Source organism: Cupriavidus sp. 05N38, assembly GCF_056397345.1.
On sequence record NZ_JBFTNF010000022.1, the window covers coordinates 75,144 to 92,419 of the forward strand.

A 17,276-nucleotide genomic window follows, 5' to 3' on the forward strand; every position below is an offset into this window, starting at 1 on the left:
CCCCACGGCCGCCCACGGAACCCGCCATCATGCCGATCCCTTACCTGCGCAGCCTTGCCGGACGCCGGCGCAGCCCGCAGGCCAACCGGCAGCTCGCCTGCTACCTCAGCTTCGTCGCCGGCGCCACCAACGCGGGCGGCTTCCTGGCGGTCCAGCAGTACACCTCGCATATGAGCGGCATCGTCTCCGCCATGGCCGACCACCTCGCGCTCGGCCAGGTGGCGCTGATCCTGGAAGGGCTTGGCGCGCTGCTGTCGTTCGTGGCGGGCGCCGCGACCTCGGCCATCCTGATCAACTGGGCGCGGCGCGAAGACCTCCACAGCGAATATGCCCTGCCCCTGCTGCTGGAGGCCGTGCTGCTGTTGTGCTTCGGCTTGCTCGGCGGCAACCTCGGGACCCACAAATGGATCCTCGGCACGGCCACGGTGATGTTGCTGTGTTTCATCATGGGCCTGCAGAACGCCATGATCACCAAGGTCTCCAATGCCGAGATCCGCACCACCCACATCACCGGCATGGTCACGGATATCGGCATCGAACTCGGCAAGCTGTTCTACTGGAACGCGGCCGGCGCCGGCCGGCCGCCGGTGCTGGCCAACCGCGCCAGGCTGCGCACGCTGGCCACGCTGGTGGCGCTGTTCTTCATCGGCGGCGTGACCGGGGCGCTGGGATTCAAGCATCTGGGCTTCAGTGCCACGCTCTGGCTGGCGGCGCTGCTGCTGGCGCTGGCCGTGGTGCCGGTGGCCGACGACGTGCGCGGCCACCTGCTGCGCCTGGGCGCGTGCTGGCGCGGCTGGGCCCGCGATGCGCTGCGCGATGTGCATGCCCTGTGGCTGGCCGCGCGCGACGCGCGCACGCCCTGGTATGCGAAGGCAATGGCCCTGCTGGTGGCGGGCTACGCGCTGTCCCCGATCGACCTGATCCCGGATTTCATCCCCGTGCTGGGCTACCTGGATGACGTGGTGCTGGTCCCGCTCGGCGTGCTGCTGGCCGTACGGATGATCCCGCCCGAGCTGATGCACGAATACCGCGCGGCAGCCGTTGCTGCACAGCAACGCCCCCGCAGCCGGGCCGCGGCGGTGGTGATCGTGGTGTTGTGGATTTGCACTACCTTGCTGGCTGCGGGGCTGCTTGCCCGCCACTTTGGCTGGATCTGAAGTGGCGCTTCGAATCCTTGCGCCACAAAGGGTTCGCGCGGACACATTCCCTTGCATTTGCCCTGCCCCCGGCTCACTACACTCGAATCATCGAGCGGCACAAACCGCCTATCCAGAGCCAGCAACGCATCATGCAGCAAGAAGCCAATATCCCCACCGTGATCGGCCTGCAGGGCCTGCGCGATCTCGCGGCCCTGCTGACCACCGGATCCCTGCTCCAGCGCGCCACCCTGCAGGTCATCGCCGAGTACGAGCGCGAGGCGCGCAGCTCCGAAGACCGCTACTGCGCCCTGCGCCATTGCTGGGACTAGGTCGCTCAGGCAACACGGGCGGCACGGGCGGCACAGACAACACAGGGCAACACAGGGCAGCGCAGGCGGCAGCCCCCGCTCCCCCGCTCAGTGCTTGCAGGCCAGCGGCGAGCGCACGCCACCGTCGCGCACCAGCGGCAGGATGGTCGGCGCCAGCGATCTCARCAGCGCCACCGACAAGGCACTCGTGAAGTTGTAGCGTGCCGCATAGGGTTCCTGCACGTAGGCGGTGACATTGCCGAAGTAGCGCTCGCCAAGGAAAAACACGAAGGTGGCCGAGCGGCTGACCACGCGCGACGAGATCAGCCTGCCGCCCGGCCCGTAGACCTCGTAGCGGTGGTCGCCGGTACCGGTCTTGCCGCCGGCCACGATGCCGCTGCTGCCCAGCGCGGTCCGCAGCGACCCCGCCGTGCCCGACTGCACCACGCCCACCAGCGCCGCGCGCACCACCGTGGACAGTTCCTCGCTCAGCAGCCGCTTGCCCTCCATGCCCAGTCCGAAATCGGTGGCATACGGCGTGCCTTGCGCAAAGTCCAGGTTGCGCAGCGCGGTGGCCTGCTGGCGCACGCCGTTGTTCTGGATGATGCCGACCAACTCGGCCAGGGCCGCCGGGCGGTCGCCGGCGGCGCCGATGGCCGAGGCATAGGACGGCGTGATGGCGCTGAACGGATAGCCCAGCCGCTGCCAGCGGCGCGCGATCTCGGCGAAGGCCTGGCGCTCGAGCTGCCCGCGGATGCGCCGGGTCTGGCCGCCCGGATTGCGGGTCTTGAACAGCCAGGCGTAAACCTCCTGGCGCTGCTCGGTGCTGTCGCGCAGGACCTCATCCAGGCTGGCATCGGGGCGCTCGCGCAGGTAGTCCAGCAGCCATAGCTCGAGCGGATGCACGCGCGCCAGGTAGCCGCGATCGTTCAGGTTGAAGCTGCGCGGGCCGTACTTGTTGTACATCTTGGCCAAGACTTCGTCGGTCAGCGGCGCGCCCGCGATCTTCGGCAGCGTGGCCCGCATGGTCTTGCTGAACTGCTCGAGGTCGGCGTCCGGCTCGATGCTGCGCAGCGTGACCGCCAGCCCGACCTGGCTGAAGCGCCGGTTCTCCAGCGCGCGCCGGACCCGCTCCGGCCAGGTCTTGCCGCGGTACTTGCCGTAGAAGGCGCGCAGGTAGTCGCTGCCTTCCTTGTCGGCAAAGCGCACCAGGTAGCCACGGCGCTGCGGCGCGGCCGGGTTGTTGAGCCATTCGTCGGCATCGGGATGCAGCCGGTAGGTCTCGTAGCGCACGATGTCGCGCATCAGGCGGACAAAGACCAGGTTGACCGAATGCTCGAAGGCTTCGCGCACCGGCATGATCTTCAGGTTTTCCCAGCGCTCGAAATTGGTGAAGGTTTGCAGCCCGCCGCCGGTGAAGAAGGCTTCGCCCGCGCCGCCGGAATACTTGCGCAGCATGGCGGCATCCAGTATGGCGCGCAGGCTCTTGTCCGGCGCGGTGAGCATGAAGTTCTGCACCCACAGGCTGAGCGCGTCGAGCTTGGCCGGCTTGACCTCCTTGAGTTGCTCGGGCGTTATCGAGGAGAACTTCTCGTGCAGCTCCGAGATGATCTCCAGGTAGGCCACCAGGGTGCGCAGCTTGGCGGTCGAGCCCAGGTTCAGCCGCGCGCCGCGGTTGAGGTCGAATGGCAGGTCGAGGTTGTCGGCCTGTACGCGCAGCAGGTTGGCGCCACCGATGCGCTCGTACAGGGTGAAACTGATCGCCAGGCGGCCGGGGTCGTCGCCCTCGCGCAGGAGGTTGTGCCCGTATAGCCCGGTGGCGCGCGCGCCGTCGCGCGTGCCGGCCTTCAGCAGGGCATCGGTCACCACGCCCTGCAAGGTGGTGTTGATGGTGCTGTGCGCGGTCAGGTCGAGCCGGTCCAGCTCGTAGCTGCTGTCCAGGTTGAGGTAGCGCAGCAGGTCCGTGCGCACGCCGCTGATGGCCTTGCGCGACACAAAGGAGATCTCCGGGCGATCCTGCGCGCCGGCGGCCAGCTTCAGCGGCTGGGCCAGCGAGGCGTCGCGCAGCCAGGGCGGGATGGCGCCGGCGGCCGAGAGCAGCCGGATATAGCTGTCGGTCAGCGTGGACAGCGTGGCGGTATCGCGCCGCAGGAAATGCGACGGGCCGCGCTGCGCGATGATCAGCGAAAGCGCTTCCTTGAACACGCGGGCCTGCTTCTCGCCCTGCTCGCCGGCGGCCTGCCCGCTGTCCGGTCCCGGCCCCGCGCCGGCGGCGCCGGCCAGCAGCCGGTTGGTCTCGTCGAAATCCTGCCCGTACCAGGCCCACAGCCCGTCGCCCAGCCCGTTGACCTCCCCGAGGCCGGGGCGCGCCGACAGCGGCACGGTGTTCAGGTAATCCAGCAGGATGCGCTGGCGCGCGCCGATGGTGTCCGGGCCGTCGAGATAGGCCCGCATGGACGCGCTCGCCATCTGCTTGAGCTTCTCGCGCGGCGAGCCGGTGCGCCCGGCGCGCGAATGACGGTATTTCTCGATCTGGGTGGCCAGCGTGCTGCCGCCGGGCGCCTCGTGGCGCTCGTTGAAGAAACGCAGCCCCTGGTCCATCGCGGCGCGCGTAAAGCGGCGCACGTCCAGCGCGGGGTTGCGAGTGGGAAACTCCGGATCGAGCAGGTCGCGGTTCTCGATATAGAGCAAGGCGTTCACCAGCACCACCGGAATGTCATGGAAGCTGCCATAGGCGCGGCGCGGCACGCTGCGGACATTGAATGGCTCGTCATTGCAGTCGAGCAGCTCCAGCCCTGCGAAGGTCTTCTCGCGGTACGGCGCAAACAGCCCGGAATCGGTCAGCTCCAGCATGCGGTCGGACCAGCGCGCCTGCCGCTCGCGCTTGTAGCCGCGCGCTTCCAGCAGCTCGGTGAACTGCGGCAGGCGGCTATAGCCGAAACGCACGTCATAGGGCCCGTCTTCCGGGAAACGGATGCGCTCGCTCGGCCCCGGCGCTTCTTCGTAGGCCACGCCCTTGACGCGCCCGCTGAAGTAGCGTGCCTGCAGGCGCGAGGTGGCAAGTTCCTCCGCGACGATCGCGCACAAAACGTAGATGCCCCCCACGAGCAGGGCCAGTATCACGAGCCTGGGCCAGAGACGTCGTCGCACGATTCAGGTCCGTTTGCGAGGAAACCGGGGAATGCCCGGCGCTTCGGCCAATGCTGGCATGCTGGCCGCCTGCTGGCAACGATGGCACCATTCAGGCGCCCTCGTCACAGCGTATACCCTAGTCCAATGGGGCCTAACGCACAAAGTGCGCGTGCTGCATCTTGACCACGGAAGCTGCGGCGTGCCGTGGACAAGCCGGAAAGCGCCTCGCGTGGCGGCAGCCACCGCCGGCGAATGCCCGGACCGGACTCCGGACCGGGCGCCTTCGCCCGCGGGCGCGACGCGGCGCCGCCGGGGGCCAGTGCCGCGCCGCGCCCGCGCGGGTGAACGCCGACGCACCCCGGCAACGGTGCCTCCGGTTTGATCTGGCGCAAAAATCCGGCACCCGCGCGCGCGGCGACCATCAAGTCCTGACCGCGCCGTCCGTTAGCGTAAGGATCCCAATTTCCGGCCTGTCCCGGCCTGTTCCCGAGCATGAAAAACCTGAGCGTACGCACAGCCTTGCTGGCGATTCTGGTGACCTTTGCATTGATGATCGTGTTCGGCGCGGTGGTCGGCGTGTTCGCCCTCGGCGCCGCCAACCAGGCCACCGGACGCGTGCAGCAGCTCTCGGCCAGCACCCTGCTGCTCAACGATGCCTACAAGGACATGACGCGGGCCCGCTCCGCGCTGACCCGCGCCTATGCCTCGGCGCGCGAAGGCGGCGGCGACGTGAATGCCAGCGCGCTGGAATCCGCCGCCAAATCGCTGGGCCGCTCGGCACAGCAGATGCAGCGCTTCGCCGCGCAGCCCGCGCAGGAAGGCGAGGCCGACGGCCAGCGCCGCCTGCTCGCCGAGGCCGCGCAGCGGCATGCCGGCGCGGTCGAACGCGCCGCCGCGGCGCTGCGCGCGGGCGACCCTGCCGGCTATGCGGCGATCAACGACAAGGAGATCACGAGCTCCGGCGCCGATTTCTCCGGCGGCGTGGAACGGTTCCAGCAACAGGCGAGCGAACTCGCCCAGCACGAAACCGAGGCCAGCAGCGCGCGCTACCGCCTGGTGGTCAAGCTGGTGGCGGTCGGCATCGCCGCCGCGCTGGCCTTGATCGTGGCCGTGCACCTGGGCCTGCGCGCCTTCGTGGTGGCGCCGCTGGCCGCCGCCGCCGAGCATCTCGACCGCGTGGCCGAGGGCGACCTGACCCAGCGCGCCGAAGCCGCCAGCGGCAACGAGGTCGGCCGCGTGCTGGGCGCCGTGGCGCGCATGCAGGCGGCGCTCACCCGCACCGTCAGCCAGGTGCGCGCCAGCTCGGACTCCGTCAATATCGGCGCGCGCGAGATCGCCGCCGGCAATACGGACCTCTCCTCGCGCACCGAACAGCAGTCCGCGTCGCTCGAACAGACCGCCGCCAGCATGGAGCAGCTCACCTCCACCGTCGGCAACAACACCGAAAGCGCACGCCAGGCCAGCGAGCTGGCCGCCGAAGCGGCCCGCCTGGCCACGCGCGGCGGCGACGACGTGCGCGGCGTGGTGCAGACCATGGGCGATATCAGCAGCAGTTCGCAGCGCATCGCCGACATCATCGGCGTGATCGACGGCATCGCCTTCCAGACCAATATCCTGGCGCTCAACGCCGCCGTGGAGGCCGCCCGCGCCGGCGAGTCGGGCCGCGGCTTCGCCGTGGTGGCGGGCGAGGTGCGCGCACTGGCGCAACGCAGCGCGCAAGCCGCGCGCGAGATCAAGAACCTGATCGACGATTCCGCCGGCAAGGTCGCCGCCGGCAATGCGCTGGTGGCCCAGGCCGGCCAGACCATGAGCGAGACCGTGGACGCCGTGCAGCGCGTGGCGAGGATCGTGGAAGACATCTCGGCGGCCTCGCTCGAGCAGAGCGCGGGCATCGTCCAGGTCAGCCGCGCGGTGACGCAGATGGAGGACGTCACCCAGCAGAACGCGGCGCTGGTGGAACAGGCCGCGGCCGCGGCCGGCTCGCTGGAGACGCAGGCACGGCAGCTGGCCGAGGCGGTGGGCGCGTTCCGGCTGGCGCCGGCGGCCTGAGCGGCGGCAGTTCTCCGGGGCGCCGGCGCCACGCCGCCGCCCCCGGGTCCGTCATCCCGCCAGCCCGCGTTGCAAGGTGGTCTTGAGCATCGAGAAGACCTGGCGCGCGACCGGGTTGGCCGCGTTGGGCCGGGCCCACAGGTAATACGTCACGTCCGGCAGGCGCGGCAGGCCATCCTTGTCGCCCAGCACCCGCATGTCCGCGCCGAGCAGATCGATGCTGCGGGCGGTGATGCCCAGCCCCGCGCGGATCGCTGCCTTGATGCCGATCAGGCTGGGCGCCAGGTATGCCGCGCGCCACGGCACGCCAGCCTCCTTGAGCGCCTCGAGCGCCAGCTTGCGGAACAGGCTGGGCTCGTCGGCCAGGATCAGCGGCACGGTGCTGCCTTGCTCGTAGGCAAAATCCGCCGCGCATACCCAGATGGTGGGCGAAGTGCGCAGCACCAGGCCGTCCAGGCTGGCGTCTTCGCGCGTGGACACCGTCAGGTCGATCTCGCCGCGCCGCAGCGACTCCATCAGGAAGGGGCTGCGCCCCACGTGAATCTCCAGCCGCAGCGCCGGCGACGCCTTCGCGATATGCGACAGCAGCGGCGGCAGCATGGTGTCGGCCACGTCGTGCGGTGCGCCGATGCGCAGCGAGCCGGTCAGGTCGCCCTCGCGCAGCACGCGCAGCGCTTCGTCGTTCAGGCCGAGCAGCTGCCGCGCATATTCCACCAGCTTGTTGCCGTGCCGGGTGAGCTGCTTGCCGCGCCCCTGCCGCTCGAACAGCGCCAGCGCCACCTGTTCTTCGAGCCGCTGCATCTGCTGGGTCACGGCGGACTGCGTGCGGTGCAGGCGCTCGGCGGCGGCGGCGAAGGTGCCGTGGTCGGCAATGGCGACCAGGGTGCGCAGCAGGTCCAGATCGAGATTACGCATTCATTAGACTTGCTTAAGTGTTTTCATGGCTGATTTAGTGGTTTCGGGCGGCTGTCTTCATTAAAGTGAAACCCAGCAACGATAGCCAGCGCCCCGCAAACCCCGAAACATCAAGATTCAGCAAGGATTCTAAAGACATGTCGATCGTACAACAACGCCAGGAAGCCGTTGGGGACACCATCCGATCCATCAAGGAAATCGTAGCCGGCGGCGTTACGCGCGCTTCGCTGGCGGCCGTGCTGGGCCAGGTCGAGGCGCTCGCGGCGCGCCCGCAGTTGTGGGCCGAGAGCGAGTTCGCCCCGCCCGAGGAAGGCGAGCGCCAGGCCCGCTACCTGATCGCCGAAGACCCGGACCAGACCTTCGCGCTGTACCTGAACGTGATGCGGCCCGGCAAGCGCATCCCGCCGCACAATCACACCACCTGGGCCTGCGTGGCCGGCGTGGTGGGCACCGAGTTCAACGACGTCTACCTGCGCACCGACGACGGCAGCGAACCGGGCGTCGGCACGCTCGCGCACTCGCACACGGTGGAAGTCGGCCCCGGCGGCGGCATCGCGCTGCTGGCCGACGACATCCACTCCGTGGAGATCCGCGGCGACAGCGTGATCCGCCACCTGCATATGTACGGCCGCGCGCTGGAAACCCTGACCGAGCGCCTGTCCTTCGACCTCGAGACCGGGCGCTGCCAGGTCATGAGCATGGGCGTCAAGACACGGCGCTGAGCGGCACCGGGCTGGTGCACCGCACCAGCCCCGCACCCTCCGGGGCCGCCCCGGATCCCCATTCGAACGCATTACCGCTTGCCTTCCGCCCTTAGCACGGCCAGGAGGTCAGGCCCCCTTCTTGCCTGGACAAACACACATGCCGGACAACGCTCACGACCTGCCCCGCCACATCGACCCCGCCACGCTCAAGACCTGGCTGCACGGCGAAGGGGAAATCGCCCTGTTCGATATCCGCGAGCACGGCCAGTATGGCGAAGGCCATCCCTTCCATGCGGTGCCGCTGCCGTACAGCCGGCTGGAACTCGAGATCGGCCGCCTGGCGCCGAATACGGCTGCGCGCATCGTGCTGGCCGACGATGGCGACGGCGTGGCGGCGCGCGCCGCGCGGGCGCTGGCCGGCCTCGGCTATGCGCAGGTATTCGTGCTCGCGGGCGGCGTGCCGGGCTGGCAGGCTGCCGGCCATGCGCTGTTCGCCGGCGTCAACGTGCCCTCCAAGACCTTCGGCGAACTGGCCGAGCATCACTACGGCACGCCGCGCGTATCGGCCGCGGAACTGGCCGCCATGCAGGCCGGGGAGCGCCCGCCGGTGGTGCTCGACGGACGGCCCGTGGCGGAATTCCGCAAGATGAATATTCCGGGCGCGATCTGTTGCCCGAACGGCGAACTGGCCTACCGCCTGCGCGACCTCGTGCCCGACCCCGCCACGCCCGTCGTGATCAACTGCGCCGGGCGCACCCGCAGCATCATCGGCGCGCAGACGCTGATCAACTTCGGCGTGCCGAACCCGGTGTTCGCGCTGGAGAACGGAACGCAGGGCTGGTACCTGAACGATTTCAAGCTGGAGCATGGCGGCACGCGGCGCTACCCGGACAACGCCGTGCCGTCGGGGCTGGCCGATGCCCGCGACGCCGCGCAAGCCATGGCCACGCGCTTTGCCGTGCCGCGCATCGGCGCCGCCGAAGCCGCTGCCTGGCTGCGCGACGCCTCGCGCACCACCTTCCTGTGCGATGTGCGCACGCCGGAGGAATTCGCCGCCGGCTCGGTGCCCGGCGCGCAAAGCACGCCCGGCGGCCAGCTGATCCAGGCCACCGACCAGTACGTCGGCGTGCGCCGCGCGCGGCTGGTGCTGATTGACGCCGATGGCGTGCGGGCCACCGTGGTGGCGAGCTGGTTGCGCCAGATGGGCCATGACGCAGTCGTGCTCGAAGGCGGGCTCGATGCCGCCCGCCCGGCACAGCTGGCCGCGCCGTCCGGCCCGCGGGCGCCTGCCTGCGCGCTGCCGCGCATCGACGCCCGGACGCTGGCCGCCGGGCTGGCCGGCCAGGGGCTTGTGGCGCTCGACGTGCGCCCCAGCATGGCGTACCGGGCTGGCCACGTGCCTGGCAGCCGCTGGTCGATCCGCCCGGTCTTCGCGCGCGGCCTTGACAGCGTGCCGCGCGATACGCCGCTGGCGCTGGTCAGCGACGAAGACGGCGTGGCCGCGCTGGCCGCGGCAGAGCTGGCGGCGCTGGGCTACCGCGACGTGCGCCTGCTCGACGGCGGCACGCAGGCCTGGCAGTCGGCCGGCCTGCCGCTCGCCAGCGACGGCGGCGAACACACCCTGCCGGACGCGCGCTGCATCGATTTCCTGTTCTTCGTGCACGACCGCCACGACGGCAACAAGGAGGCCGCCCGCCGCTACCTGGCCTGGGAGACCAACCTTATCGGCCAGCTCGACGCCCAGGAACTGGCCACCTTCCGCTTCGCCTGACCCGCACTTCCCCTGCCCCAGACGTCCCCCACGAACAAAGCACAGAAGGAGGTTCTCATGTCCCGCCCCACGCAAGTCCTCGCCGGCGCGTTCGCCGCCATTGCCGTGCTTTGCGCCGGCGCCGCCGCGGCCCAGCCGCTGGCGCCGCTCGCCCCCGTAGGCGGCTTTCCCGCCCAGCCGTTGCGCATCGTCTCGCCCTTCCCGGCCGGCGGCGGCAACGACGCCGTCACCCGCATCGTGGCCACGCGGCTGGGCGAAGTGCTGGGGCAGACCGCCGTGACCGACAACCGCGGCGGCGCCGGCGGCAATATCGGCACGCGCTTCGTGGCCGAGGCCAAGCCGGACGGCTATACCTTGCTGACCTCGCAGGTGTCGGTGATGGCGGTCAACCCGACGCTGTACAGCGCGCCCGGCTTCGACCCGGTGAAGAATTTCGCGCCGGTCACGCAGATCAACGCCGCGCCGCTGGCCATCGTGGTGGCCGCCAACGCGCCGTGGCAGAGCTTCGCCGAGCTGGCCGCGCAGGCCAGGGCGCAGCCGCAGAAGATCACCTTCGCCACGCCCGGCAACGGTACCTTGTCGCACCTGGTCGGCGTGGTGCTAGACAAGGACAGCGGCATTGCCTTGCAGCACGTGCCGTACAAGGGCGCCGGCCCCGCCATCAACGACCTGATGGGCGGACAGGTCAACGTGCTGATCACGTCGACGTCCTCGGTGGCAAGCTTTATCCAGAGCGGGCGCATGCGCGCGCTGGCCGTCACCAGCCCGCGCCGCCTGGGCGTGTTCGCCAAGGTGCCGACGCTGGAAGAGCTCGGCTACCGCAATGCCCGCTTCGAAGACTGGTATGGCGTGTTCGCGCCGGCCGGCACCTCGCCCGAACGCATCGCCCTGCTCAATCGCGCCATCGTGCAGGTGCTGCAGATGCCCGACGTGGTCAGGCTGATCAACGAGGGCGGCAGCGACGTGGTGGCCAGCAAGCCCGAGGCCTTCGCCAGCCAGCTCAAGGGCGACATCGCACGCTGGTCGCAGATCGTGAAGCTGTCCGGCGCGCGGGTGGACTGAGGCCATGCCGATGAAACACAGCGCCCTGACCCAGCTCGCGCACGGCGGCCGCGCAGCCGCCGTGGACGGCGGCCGGCCGGTCAACCCGCCGGTGGTGCGTGCCAGCACCGTATTGTTCGAATCCACCGCGCAGATGCGCGAGATGCGCAGCCGGCGCGGCAGCGAACGGCTGTTTACCTATGGCGCGCGCGGCAACCCCACCGCCTTCGCCCTGGAGGACATGGTCACCGAACTGGAGGGCGGCTACCGCACGCGCCTGTTTCCCAGCGGGCTGGCCGCCGCCGCGATGACCCTGCTGGCCTTCCTGCGCCCCGGCCAGCACGTGCTGCTGCCCGACTGCGTCTACGAGCCGGTGCGCAAGCTGGCCGCTGGATTCCTCGCCCGGCATGGCATCGCCGCCAGCTTCTACGCGGCCGACGGCCATGACCTGCAGCGCTGCCTGCGCCCGGAAACCCGGCTGGTCTACGTGGAAACGCCCGGCTCGCTCGCCTACGAGATGTGTGACCTGCCCGCCATCGCCGCCATCGCGCACCGCCATGGCGCGCTGGTCGCCGCCGACAACACCTGGGGCTCCGGGCTGCTCTACCGCCCGCTGGCGCTCGGCGCCGATATCTCCCTGATGGCCGCCACCAAATACCTGTCCGGCCATTCCGACGTGATGATGGGCACCGTGTGCACCACCGAAGCCGCGTGGCCGGCGCTGGCCGACGTGGCCGATGCCTTCGGCATCGCCGTCAGCCCGGATGATGCTTACCTGGTACAGCGCGGCATGCGCTCGCTCGGCGCGCGCATGGCCCAGCACGAACGCAGCGCGCTGGGCGTGGCCCGCTGGCTGCAGGCGCGTGCCGAAGTGGCCGAAGTCTTCTGCCCCGCCCTGCCCGGCGACCCCGGGCATGCGCTCTGGCTGCGCGACTGCCACGGCACCAACGGCCTGCTGTCGTTCTCGCTGCGCAGCGCCGCGCCCGGCGCCGCCGAGCGCTTGGTCGACAGCCTCGCGCTGTTCGGCATCGGCGCCTCCTGGGGCGGCTTCGAAAGCCTCGCCGTGGTCGCCGACATGCGCGGCGCGCGCAGCGTGACCGACTGGTCCACGCGCGGGCAGGTGATCAGGCTGCATATCGGCCTGGAAGACGTGGACGATCTCGTCGCGGACCTGGCGCGGGGATTCGCGGCCATCGCGCAGCAAGCGCAGGTGGGCGAACCGGCGGCAATGTAACGCGGCGGTGGCCGGCAAATCTGCCGGCATGCGCGTTCGCGACCGGCCCGCCTGCGGGGCACAGGCGGGCGCCGCACGCCTGCGCGCCTACAATGCCGCCTTTGGCGTCCGCGCTCCCAAGGCATTGCCCATGACCGACACCCCCAGCACCGTCTTCTCGCCCGAGGAACGCGAGAGCTTCTACCGTCTCGTGGCGGCGCGCCGGGATATGCGCCATTTCATCGCCGGGGCGTCGGTCGACGAAGCGGTGCTGCTGCGGATCCTGCAGGCTGCGCATGCCGCGCCTTCGGTCGGCCTGATGCAGCCCTGGCGCTTTATCCGCATCGCCGATCCTGCCGCGCGGCTGGATATTGCGGCGCTGGTGGAGGCGGAGCGGCAACAGACCGCGCAGGCGATGGGCGAGCGCAACAGCGAATTCCTGCGGCTGAAGGTGGAAGGCGTGCGCGAATGCGCGGAGCTGCTGGTGGTCGCGCTGGCGCCCGACGACGGCACCGTGTTCGGGCGCCGTACCATGCCGCGCGAGATGGCGCTGTGCTCGGCGGCCTGCGCCATCCAGAACCTGTGGCTGGCGGCGCGCGCCGAGAACCTGGGCATGGGCTGGGTCTCGATGTTCGCGCCCGCTGCGCTGGCGCAACTGTTGCGGCTGCCGCCAGGCGGCGAGGCGGTCGCCATCCTCTGCCTGGGCCCCGTGCAGGCTTTCTATCCGGCGCCGATGCTGGAACTGGAGGACTGGCGCCACGCCCGCCCGCTGGCCGCGTTCCTCTGCACCGATCGCTGGGAAACGCCCGCGGCCTGAGCGCCGACCCTCTCAGGGCTCGACGGAGGGCTCGCGCTTCATGGTGCGCAGCACGAAGGTGGAATGGCTGTGCCGCAACCCGGGCAGCTTGTAGAGCTTGTGGCGCAGGAATTGCTCATAGCCCTCCGTGCCGGCCACCGCCACCTTGATGAGGTAGTCGTACTCACCCGTCAGCAGGTAAGCCTCCATCACCTCGGGCAGTTCCGCCAGGGCCTCGCCGAAGCGGTCGAGCATGTCGTCGTCGTGCCGGTCGAGCGTGACTTCGATCAGCACGGTGTCGGGCAGGCCCAGCGCCTTCTGGTTCAGCAGCGCCGCGTACCCCTCGATCACCCCGCCTTCCTCCAGTGCGCGCACGCGGTTCCAGCACGGCGTAGGCGAGAGGCCGACCTGCTCCGCGAGCTTGAGGTTGGAGAGCCTGCCGTCGCGCCGCAGCGCGCGCAGGATGCGGCGGTCGGTTTCGTCGAGCTTGGGAGAGGTTGGCATGGCTTCACGGGTCAAAGAAGAATAATTCACCAACATTAGCACATATCAAAGACAAATTATCCACAATCAAGGCAAAACAGAAGACAACAAAGAAGCTCATTCCGGGCCGGCGCTGGTAAATTTTCTGCATGTATCCGGTACCTCTTTCCTACTTCTTTGCGCTTGCGCCCTGTCTCCCATGCCTACCCTGAATCTCGCACTCCGGCTCGATCGCAGCGATGTCTTCGGCACCATCGAATGGACGCTTGCCAATGCCCGCCGCACCGGCCTGACACTGGCCGGCATGGACTTCGATCCTGCCGCGCCCTATCCGCTCGCGCTGTCGGTCGCCGCCGAGGACGCGGACCTGCTGTCCTTGTTCGTCAGGCGCCTGGAGAACGGCGTGGACGTGCTCGAAGTGCGGGAGATGCCCGGCCTGGCCGGACTTGCCGGTGATGCGCACGAACACGATGCGCGCACGCCCGCCCTGCCCGCCCTTGCGGCCGCAACCCCGGCTCGGTATGCTCAGGCCGCCAACAGGCTGCCTTCTGGACCGTCTCATGCCGCTTCGTCTTCCGCCCCTCTCGGCGCTGCGCTTCTTTGAAGCCGCCGGGAGGCACCAGAGTTTCAAGCTGGCCGCCGCCGAGCTGAACGTGACGCCGGGCGCCGTGAGCCACGGCATCGCCGGCCTGGAACAGGCGCTCGGCGTGGCGCTGTTCGTGCGCGAGCCGCGCGGCCTTTCGCTGACGCCGGCGGGCGCGGACTACCTGAGCTATATATCGGAAGCTTTCGCGCTGATCGCCACCGGCACGCAGCGCCTGCCGGACCGCCGCGCCGGCCGCACCATCGCCGTGAGCTGCGCGCCGACCCTGGCCTCGCGCTGGCTGTTGCCGCGCCTGCACGATTTCCGCCAGCGCTGGCCGGAGATCAATGTCACCGTCGATACCTCGCGCCGGCAGGTAGGCTTTCCCGCCGACGGCTTCGACTTTGCCATCCGCATGAGCCGGGCGCCGGCCGCCAGCGCGGCCTGGTGCCGCCTGTTCGGCGAGCAATTGCTGCCGGTGTGCAGCCCGGCCTGCCGCGCTACGGTGCTCGATGCGCAAGGCAACTTCGATCCGCGCCGCGCCACGCTGATCCATGTCGAGCCGGCCAGCGAGGACTGGCCGGCCTGGCTCGACAGCACCGGCATGGCGCACGTGACGCCTGCGGGACACCTGCGCCTGGACACCTTCGGGCTCGCGCTGGAAGCCGCCGCCGCCGGCCTCGGCGTGGCGCTGGGACGACGCCCGCTGGTCGATCGCGATCTGGCGGCCGGCACGCTGGTCGCGCTCGGCGCGCAGCCGCTTGCCGCGCAGACGGCGTACTGGCTGGTCAGCGCCGAAGGCAGCGGCGAGGCAAGGCAGCGCCCCGATCTCGCCGGTTTCCGCCAGTGGCTGCTCGACCAGGCCCGGACCTGCGATGCCGGCGCCGTGGCCGGGCACGCTGCCGCCCCGTGATCGCCGGCCGCGCCCTGCGCAAGTGAGAAATCCTCACTTGTAGTCGACGTCTTTTCCTTTGCCGCGCCATCCGCCCGCTGCCACTATTGGCGCCAGGAGGAACCCGACATGCTGACGGCACAAGGCAACGACCAACGCTTTGCCACCCTGAAGAACCCGGCGCTGCTGGTGGTGATCTCGGCCGCGCTGATCCTGAGCGCGGCGATAGGCGTGCGGCAGACCTTCGGGCTGTTCCTGGGGCCTTTGTCATTCGACCGCGGCATGCCGGTCACGCTGATCGCCTTCGCGATAGCGCTGCACAATCTCGTGTGGGGTCTCGCCCAGCCGTTTGCCGGTGCCGCCGCCGACCGCTACGGCTGCGCCCCGGTGGTGGCCTTCGGCGCGGCGGCGTTTGCCGCGGGCCTGGGCCTGGCGGCGGTGGCGCCCACTGGCGCGATGCTGGTGGTCGGCATGGGGATGCTGGTGGGCATCGGCATCAGTTGCACCAGCTTCGGCGTAGTGCTGACGGCGGTCGGGCGCGTGGCCAGTCCGGAACAGCGCAGCATGGCGATGGGCCTTGCCAGTGCCGGCGGCTCGCTCGGGCAGGTGCTGCTGGTGCCGCTGGCGCAATCGGTCCGCGCGGGTGCCGGCGTGAGCGCCTCGCTGTTCACGATGGCGGCCGTGATCCTGCTGGCGGCGCCACTCGGCCTCCTGCTCGAAAAACGCAAGCCGGGGAGCGCCCATGCGCCCGCGGTGCCGGCGGCTTCCCTGCGCGCGGTGCTGGCGCTGGCGTGCCGGCATCGCGGCTACCGCCTGCTCACGCTCGGCTTCTTCACCTGCGGCTTCCAGCTCGCCTTCATCGGCACGCATCTGCCGGGCTACCTGACGCTGTGCCACCTGCCGGCAGGGCTGGGGGCAACCGCGCTGGCGCTGATCGGCTYGTTCAATATGGCCGGCAGTTGGGCATGCGGCTGGCTGGGCGGGCGTTTCCGGCAGCAATACGTGCTGGGCTGGCTGTACCTGACAAGGGGCGCCGCCATCGGGATCTTCGTGCTGCTGCCCAAGAGCGCCGTCTCGGTGATCGTCTTCGCGGCCGTGATGGGCCTGACCTGGCTGGGCACGGTGCCGCTCACGAGCGGGCTGGTGGCCAAGGTGTTCGGCACGCGCCACCTGGGCACGCTGTTCGGCGTGTGTTTCCTCAGCCATCAGGTCGGCTCCTTCCTCGGCGCCTGGCTGGGCGGCTTCATGTTCGACCTGACCGGCTCCTACTCGATCGTGTGGGCCGGCACGGCGCTGGCCGGGCTGGTGGCCGCGCTGCTGCACTTCCCGATCGACGACACCGCGGCCGGCACGCCCGCGCCGCAGCCGGCAGCGCTCAGCGCTGCTCGAAACTCCGCGTGAAATACACCAGCCCGGCCTGTTCCCGCAGCTTGTAGAGCGACGCGGGGCGGCGCCCGGTCTCCTTCTGTTCGCCCAGGTCTTCCAGCAGGTCGGCGGCCAGCATGCGCGTGCGGAAGGCCTTCTTCTCCAGCGCCCGGCCGAGCACGGTTTCATATACCTGCTGCAGCTCGCCCAGCGTAAACGCCGCCGGCAACAGATGCGCCGGCAGCGAGGTGTACTCCGTCTTGCCGCGCACGCGCGCCAGCGCCGCGCCCAGCAGCACCGCGTGATCGAAGGCCAGCGGCACGGCCACGCCGTCGCCCTCCACCGGCGCCCAGCGCAGGTCCGCCGCGTTGCCGCCCTTGTGCGGCGCCAGGCTGGCATCGGCCAGCAGCGCCACATACACATGGGTGGCCGACCAGCCGCGCGGATCCCGCGTGGCGCCGCCCCAGCTGCCTACCTGTTCGAGGTAGGGACTTGCCACGCCCGTCTTCTCCGCCAGCTTGCGCAAGGCGCAGCCTTGCAGGTCTGCGTCGCGCGCGATATCGACAAAGCCGCCCGGCAATGCCCAGCGCCCGGGATACGGCTCGCCCGCCTGGTCCGGACGCTGCACCAGCAGTACCTGCAGCGCACCGCCGCGCACGGTGAGGATGACGACGTCCACCGTGGTCAGCGGCCGCGGAAAATCGGCGCCGGCCGCGTCTTCCCTGGCGGGTGTCGTGGCGGAGGTCGGTGCGTTCCTGGCGGGCGTGGGCATCTTGGGGTGGCGTCCGGTGTGCGATGAGGCGGATTATAAATTGACAAGTGTCACAGTGCCACTTATATTAGTGGCACACACACACTTATTCGCGCCGGACCGGCCAGGCCGGC

Annotated in this window: 15 protein-coding genes; 11 read left to right on the forward strand and 4 right to left on the reverse strand. The window is 70.0% G+C overall.

Features of this window, described 5'->3' with window-relative positions:
- Positions 1-29 precede the first annotated feature (29 nt).
- Positions 30-1,157, forward strand: a complete 1,128-nt coding sequence (locus AC1DK4_RS17775) for a DUF1275 domain-containing transporter (protein ID WP_441649946.1) — start codon at positions 30-32, stop codon at positions 1,155-1,157.
- Positions 1,158-1,288: 131 nt separating this feature from the next.
- Positions 1,289-1,468, forward strand: a complete 180-nt coding sequence (locus AC1DK4_RS17780) for a hypothetical protein (protein WP_441620305.1) — start codon at positions 1,289-1,291, stop codon at positions 1,466-1,468.
- Positions 1,469-1,555: 87 nt separating this feature from the next.
- On the opposite strand, the gene AC1DK4_RS17785 is transcribed toward AC1DK4_RS17780, so the two are convergent.
- The gene (locus AC1DK4_RS17785; RefSeq protein ID WP_441620306.1) at positions 1,556-4,597 is read right to left on the reverse strand and encodes a transglycosylase domain-containing protein; all 3,042 of its coding nucleotides are present in this window, start codon (positions 4,595-4,597) and stop codon (positions 1,556-1,558) included.
- A gap of 474 nt (positions 4,598-5,071) precedes the next feature.
- On the opposite strand from AC1DK4_RS17785, the gene AC1DK4_RS17790 reads away from it, so the two are divergent.
- Entirely contained in the window at positions 5,072-6,628 is a 1,557-nt protein-coding gene (locus AC1DK4_RS17790) for a methyl-accepting chemotaxis protein (protein WP_441620308.1), read from the forward strand.
- A 51-nt stretch (positions 6,629-6,679) separates the two neighbouring features.
- Here the strand turns inward: AC1DK4_RS17790 and AC1DK4_RS17795 are convergent, their stop codons facing one another.
- A complete protein-coding gene (locus tag AC1DK4_RS17795) occupies positions 6,680-7,543 on the reverse strand; it encodes a LysR substrate-binding domain-containing protein (protein WP_441620310.1) in 864 nt (287 codons plus the stop codon).
- Between the two features lie 137 nt (positions 7,544-7,680).
- Here AC1DK4_RS17795 and AC1DK4_RS17800 point away from each other — a divergent pair, with 137 nt between their 5' ends.
- The 5 genes from AC1DK4_RS17800 to bluB all read left to right on the forward strand — a co-directional run bounded on the left by AC1DK4_RS17800 (position 7,681) and on the right by bluB (position 13,089).
- Entirely contained in the window at positions 7,681-8,265 is a 585-nt protein-coding gene (locus tag AC1DK4_RS17800) for a cysteine dioxygenase family protein (protein WP_441620312.1), read from the forward strand.
- Positions 8,266-8,404: 139 nt separating this feature from the next.
- The gene (locus tag AC1DK4_RS17805) at positions 8,405-10,018 is read left to right on the forward strand and encodes a rhodanese-like domain-containing protein (protein ID WP_477131671.1); all 1,614 of its coding nucleotides are present in this window, start codon (positions 8,405-8,407) and stop codon (positions 10,016-10,018) included.
- Positions 10,019-10,075: 57 nt separating this feature from the next.
- Complete coding sequence (locus AC1DK4_RS17810; RefSeq protein ID WP_441620316.1) at positions 10,076-11,080, forward strand: Bug family tripartite tricarboxylate transporter substrate binding protein; 1,005 nt, start codon at positions 10,076-10,078, stop codon at positions 11,078-11,080.
- Positions 11,081-11,090: 10 nt separating this feature from the next.
- Positions 11,091-12,293 carry a cystathionine beta-lyase gene (gene metC, locus AC1DK4_RS17815; protein ID WP_441620318.1) on the forward strand — a complete coding sequence of 401 codons (1,203 nt, stop codon included), beginning with the start codon at positions 11,091-11,093 and terminating at the stop codon, positions 12,291-12,293.
- Between the two features lie 130 nt (positions 12,294-12,423).
- Positions 12,424-13,089: a 5,6-dimethylbenzimidazole synthase gene (gene bluB, locus AC1DK4_RS17820; RefSeq protein WP_441620320.1), complete on the forward strand. Its 666-nt coding sequence runs from the start codon at positions 12,424-12,426 to the stop codon at positions 13,087-13,089.
- Between the two features lie 12 nt (positions 13,090-13,101).
- On the opposite strand, the gene AC1DK4_RS17825 is transcribed toward bluB, so the two are convergent.
- Positions 13,102-13,572: an Lrp/AsnC family transcriptional regulator gene (locus AC1DK4_RS17825; protein ID WP_441620322.1), complete on the reverse strand. Its 471-nt coding sequence runs from the start codon at positions 13,570-13,572 to the stop codon at positions 13,102-13,104.
- Between the two features lie 178 nt (positions 13,573-13,750).
- Here AC1DK4_RS17825 and AC1DK4_RS17830 point away from each other — a divergent pair, with 178 nt between their 5' ends.
- The 3 genes from AC1DK4_RS17830 (at position 13,751) to AC1DK4_RS17840 (ending at position 16,427) form a co-directional block, all read left to right on the forward strand.
- Positions 13,751-14,155, forward strand: coding sequence for a hypothetical protein (locus AC1DK4_RS17830; RefSeq protein ID WP_441620324.1), 405 nt, complete (start codon positions 13,751-13,753; stop codon positions 14,153-14,155).
- On the forward strand, positions 14,112-15,047 hold the full coding sequence (locus AC1DK4_RS17835; protein WP_441620326.1) for a LysR substrate-binding domain-containing protein: 936 nt from the start codon (positions 14,112-14,114) through the stop codon (positions 15,045-15,047). Before AC1DK4_RS17830 ends, AC1DK4_RS17835 begins: the two co-directional genes overlap by 44 nt.
- Positions 15,048-15,155: 108 nt before the next feature.
- Complete coding sequence (locus AC1DK4_RS17840; protein WP_477131672.1) at positions 15,156-16,427, forward strand: MFS transporter; 1,272 nt, start codon at positions 15,156-15,158, stop codon at positions 16,425-16,427.
- Here AC1DK4_RS17840 and AC1DK4_RS17845 read toward each other — a convergent pair.
- Complete coding sequence (locus AC1DK4_RS17845) at positions 16,402-17,163, reverse strand: NUDIX hydrolase (protein ID WP_441620330.1); 762 nt, start codon at positions 17,161-17,163, stop codon at positions 16,402-16,404. The two genes, AC1DK4_RS17840 and AC1DK4_RS17845, sit on opposite strands and share 26 nt — an antisense overlap.
- Positions 17,164-17,276 lie beyond the last annotated feature (113 nt).